Annotated in this window: 3 protein-coding genes; 1 reads left to right on the forward strand and 2 read right to left on the reverse strand. The window is 68.1% G+C overall.

Features of this window, described 5'->3' with window-relative positions; genetic code table 11:
* Positions 1-1,567 (forward strand): methyl-accepting chemotaxis protein (locus Q4I23_RS31025; protein ID WP_498528769.1); only part of this gene is annotated, 1,567 nt, incomplete at its 5' end.
* Positions 1,568-1,686: 119 nt separating this feature from the next.
* Here Q4I23_RS31025 and Q4I23_RS31030 read toward each other — a convergent pair.
* Both Q4I23_RS31030 and Q4I23_RS31035 read right to left on the reverse strand, forming a co-directional pair.
* Entirely contained in the window at positions 1,687-2,658 is a 972-nt protein-coding gene (locus tag Q4I23_RS31030) for a Bug family tripartite tricarboxylate transporter substrate binding protein (RefSeq protein ID WP_237904811.1), read from the reverse strand.
* Positions 2,659-2,905: 247 nt separating this feature from the next.
* Positions 2,906-4,080, reverse strand: a 1,175-nt coding sequence (locus Q4I23_RS31035) for an HD-GYP domain-containing protein (protein WP_498528770.1), incomplete at its 5' end; no start/stop codon positions are given.

Raw genomic sequence — 4,080 nt, forward strand, 5'->3', positions numbered from 1 at the left:
GCTGTTCAACCGCTCCTTCACGCGGGAAGCGGATGTCCAGGCGTTGACCGACACGCTGACCGTCGCCCACGCCGGCCTCTACCGGACGGTGATCCTCAGCACCGCCAACGCCTCCCCCAAGGCGGTCGAGGATGAATCGAAGGCCCTGACCGAACAGATCACCAAGCTGAAGGTCCAGGCGGACAAGATGAAGGGCCAGTCCGCCGCGACCGAGGAGGAGGGCCAGATCCTCCAGCGCTTCGGCTCCGACACCGCGGCCTATCAGGCGAAGGTGACCAGCTTCCTCGACCTGCTGAAGATGGGCGTCGATCCGCTCGACTTCCTGCAGGAGGTCCAGGCGGCCTACGGACGCCTGAACGGCACCGCCCGCGACTACCTGACCTACCAGCGCCAGCAGTCGGCCGACGCCTACGCCAACGTGAACGCGTCGGTCGACGCGACCACCCAGGCCTTCATCGCCTCGGCGATCGTCGCACTGCTGATCACGGTGGGCGTCGCACTGTTCATCGGCTTCAACATCGCCCGTCCGGTGGTCCGCCTGACCACGGTCATGGAACGGCTGGCCCAGGGCCGGCTGGAGGACGAGGTGCCCGCCGCCGAGCGCGGCGACGAGATCGGCCAGATGGCCCGCACCGTCCGCGTCTTCAAGGAGAACGCTCTGCGCGTCCAGGAGATGGCGCGCGAGCAGGAGGCCATGCGCACCCGCGCCATGGAGGAGCAGCGGCGGGCCATGAACAGCCTCGCCGCCGACCTGGAGGCGTCGGTCAAGGCGATGATGGGCGAGGTGGTGCGGTCCGCCACATCCATGCGCGGCGAAGCCAACGTCATGCTGGAGAACGCCCGCCAGACCAGCCACCACAGCGATTCGGTCGCCCACGCCGTGCAGGAGGCGACGAGCGAGGTGGAGAGCGTGGCCGCCGGCGCCGAGCAGCTCCGCGCCTCCATCGACGAGATCACCCGGTCCATCACCCAGTCGACCCAGCTCGCCCGCGGCGCGGTGGACGAGGCCGGGCGGACCGACTCGATCGTCCAGGGCCTCAGCGAGGCCAGCCGGAAGATCGAGGAGGTGGTCGGCCTCATCAACAACATCGCCGGCCAGACCAACCTGCTGGCGCTGAACGCCACCATCGAGGCGGCCCGCGCGGGCGAGGCCGGCAAGGGCTTCGCGGTGGTGGCGCAGGAGGTCAAGAGCCTCGCCAACCAGACCGCCAAGGCCACCGACGAGATCGGCGCGGAAATCGCGGCGGTGCAGGCGGCGACGACCGCGGCGGTCAACGCCATCCGCGCCATCGTCAACACCATCCGGCAGGTGGACGAATCGCTCAGCACCGTCGCCGCGGCGGTGGAGGAGCAGGACGCCGCCACCCGCGACATCAGCGAGCGCTCGCAGCGCGCCGCCACTGACACGGTGGCCGTGCTCCAGGAAATGCGGCTGGTGCAGCAGGCGGCGGAAACCACCGGCCATTCCGCCGGCGCCGTCCAGACCACGACCGAGGAGCTGTCGCGCAGCTTCAACCGGCTGGACAACGAGATCGAAGCTTTCATCACCCGCATCACCGCGGCCTGACCCGGCCCGATACGGTGAGGACGCCGTGGCGTCCTCCGGCAGCGCCCATGAAAAAGGCCCCTCTTCCAGGTGGGAGAGGGGCCTTTTTCATGCGGCCTCGCCTGTTTGCTTTTCCCGGATCACTTCAGCCAAGGGAACTCGCGCCAGAGATTGCGGAAATCGCCGTCCAGCTCCTTCAGCTCCGCGGAGAAGGCTTCCGAATCGAGGATGCGCAGCGGCTGGTAGGTGTCGCGGGCCTTGCTCTGGAACTCCGGATCGTTGGCGGCCTTGGTCACCGCCTCTACCAGCTTGGTGCGGATCTCCGGCGGCAGGCCCTTCGGCGCGCCAACGCCGCGCAGCGACGCCATGGTGATGTTGTAGCCCAGTTCCTTGAAGGTCGGCAGGTCGGGCGCCATGTCCCAACGCTGCGTGCTCATCACGCCCAGGATGCGGATGTTGTCGCCGCCGGCCTTGCCGCGCAGCCCCTCGCCCAGATTCTGGCCGCAGATCTGGGTGTGGCGGCCGAGCATGGAGCGGTAGTTCTCCGCGCTGCCCGGAAACGGCACGTGGGTGAAGCGGACATTCGCCTGCCGCTGGAGCAGCAGCATGCCCAGATGGTCGTCCGAGCCGACGCCGGTGGAGCCCAGCGTGATGGTGTTCGGGTTGGCCTTGGCCTGGGCAACCAGATCCTCCACCGTCTTATAGGGGCTGTCGCCGTGGACCGTCATGATCCCCGGGTCGTCGACGATGTTCACCAGCGGGTCCAGCCGGTCGAGCGTGAAGCGGGCGTTGCGCTCGATCGGGATGGTGACGACGTTCGGCGTGTTGATGAAGCCGATGGTGTACCCGTCCGGCGTGGCGTCGGCGATGGCCGCGAAGCCGATCTCCCCCCCGGCGCCGCCGCGGTTCATCACCACGATCCGCGCGCCGCCGCCCAGGTATTTCTCGATGAAGGGCGCCAGCATACGCGCGGTCACGTCGGTCGATCCGCCCGCCCCGTAGGCGACGATCATGGTGATCGGCTTCTCCGGGTAGGCGGCCTGGGCCGCCGTCGCGCCCAACAGCAGGGCACAGGAGGTCAGGAGGCTGGAAAAGAAACGTCTGGCTTTCATGGTCGGCTCCGCCAAATGCTGCCGCAAGATCACCACACGGGAGCGCCACCAAGGAACGCCTCTGTGGTATCGGTTGCGCAATTCATAGTAACACGATTTTTTGTACACAATAGTATTTAAGGCGCAACCAGAGTGAGAGAAACGGACACATTGCCGCGCCGCCCATCGTCACCGAAAGGCGACGGCAAAACGGCCTTTCCACCTGGGAAAGGCCGTTCAGTCCCGTTCCGTCACGCGGCAACGGAAATCAGTTGATCGGTTCGGCGCGGTTGCCGAACAGGGCGCGCAGCTTGCGCCCGATGGTCGCCACCAGCATGCCCTGGTTGCCACCCTCCGGCTTGGGGAACCAGTCCGGCTCCTCGGTCTGGATACGGCGGATCACCGTCAGGAACGCCTCGACCACCAGCGGGTCGAAATCCTTGCCCGCCCGCTCGGCGATCCAGGCGATGGCGTGCTCCACCCCCCAGGCCTTGCGGTATTGGCGGTCGGTGATGAGGGCGTCGAACACGTCGGCCACGGCCATGATCCGCGCCGACACCGGGATCGCCCCACCGCGCAGCCCTTCCATGTAGCCCGACCCGTCGTAGCGCTCGTGGTGGTAGCGTGCGATCTCCGCGGCGATCGACAGCAGGCTGCGCCCGCGCAGGGGCAGCGCCGCCTCGCTGAGGATGCGGTGGCCGATCACGGTGTGGCGTTGGATGGCGGCCATGTCGTTGTTCGCCAGCTCGCCCGGAATGCCCAGCGTCTCGTCCGACACGCTCAGCATGCCGACGTCGTGCAGCAGGGCGGCCAACCCGACCTTCTCCGCCAGCTCCTCGTCCAGCTCGTCGGCGAAGCGGCCGTGGATGCGCAGCTCGCGCGCGATGTCGCCGACCAGCCGCTCGATCCGCTGGAGATGGCCGGCGGCGGCGTTGTCCTTGTATTCGGCGAGCGACCCCATGGCGAGGACGGTGGCCTTCTGCGCGGTGTTCAGCTCCTCGAACAGCAGGGCGTTCTCGAAGGCGATGGAGCATTTGTTGCGGAACAGCTCCAGCAGCTGCCACTCGCGCGCGGTGCCCTCGTTGTTGTGGCCCTCGACGTAGATCATGCCGATGATCCCGCCATGGGCGCGCAGCCGCAGGGCGCAGTAGCCCGGCTCCACGATGGTTTCGGAACTCGGGCTCAGCCGCTCCAGCGCAGCGGCCACGTTGGGCTCGCCCAGCTCGGCGACGTCCACGTCCTTCCACTTGGCGAAGCGCCCGGTGGAGGCGCGCACGCGGATGCGGCGGTCGCGCGGCAGCGTGTCGCCCTGGATGCACAGCAGGGCGTGCCGCCCGATGCCCAGCAGCCCGACGACGCGCGGCAGGATGTTGGGGAACAGCACGTCCGGAGTGCGCATCTCCAGCAGGCCGGTGGTCGCCACCAGCATGCGGGCCAGCGCCT

This window comes from Azospirillum sp. UFLA03-27, from assembly GCF_059803775.1.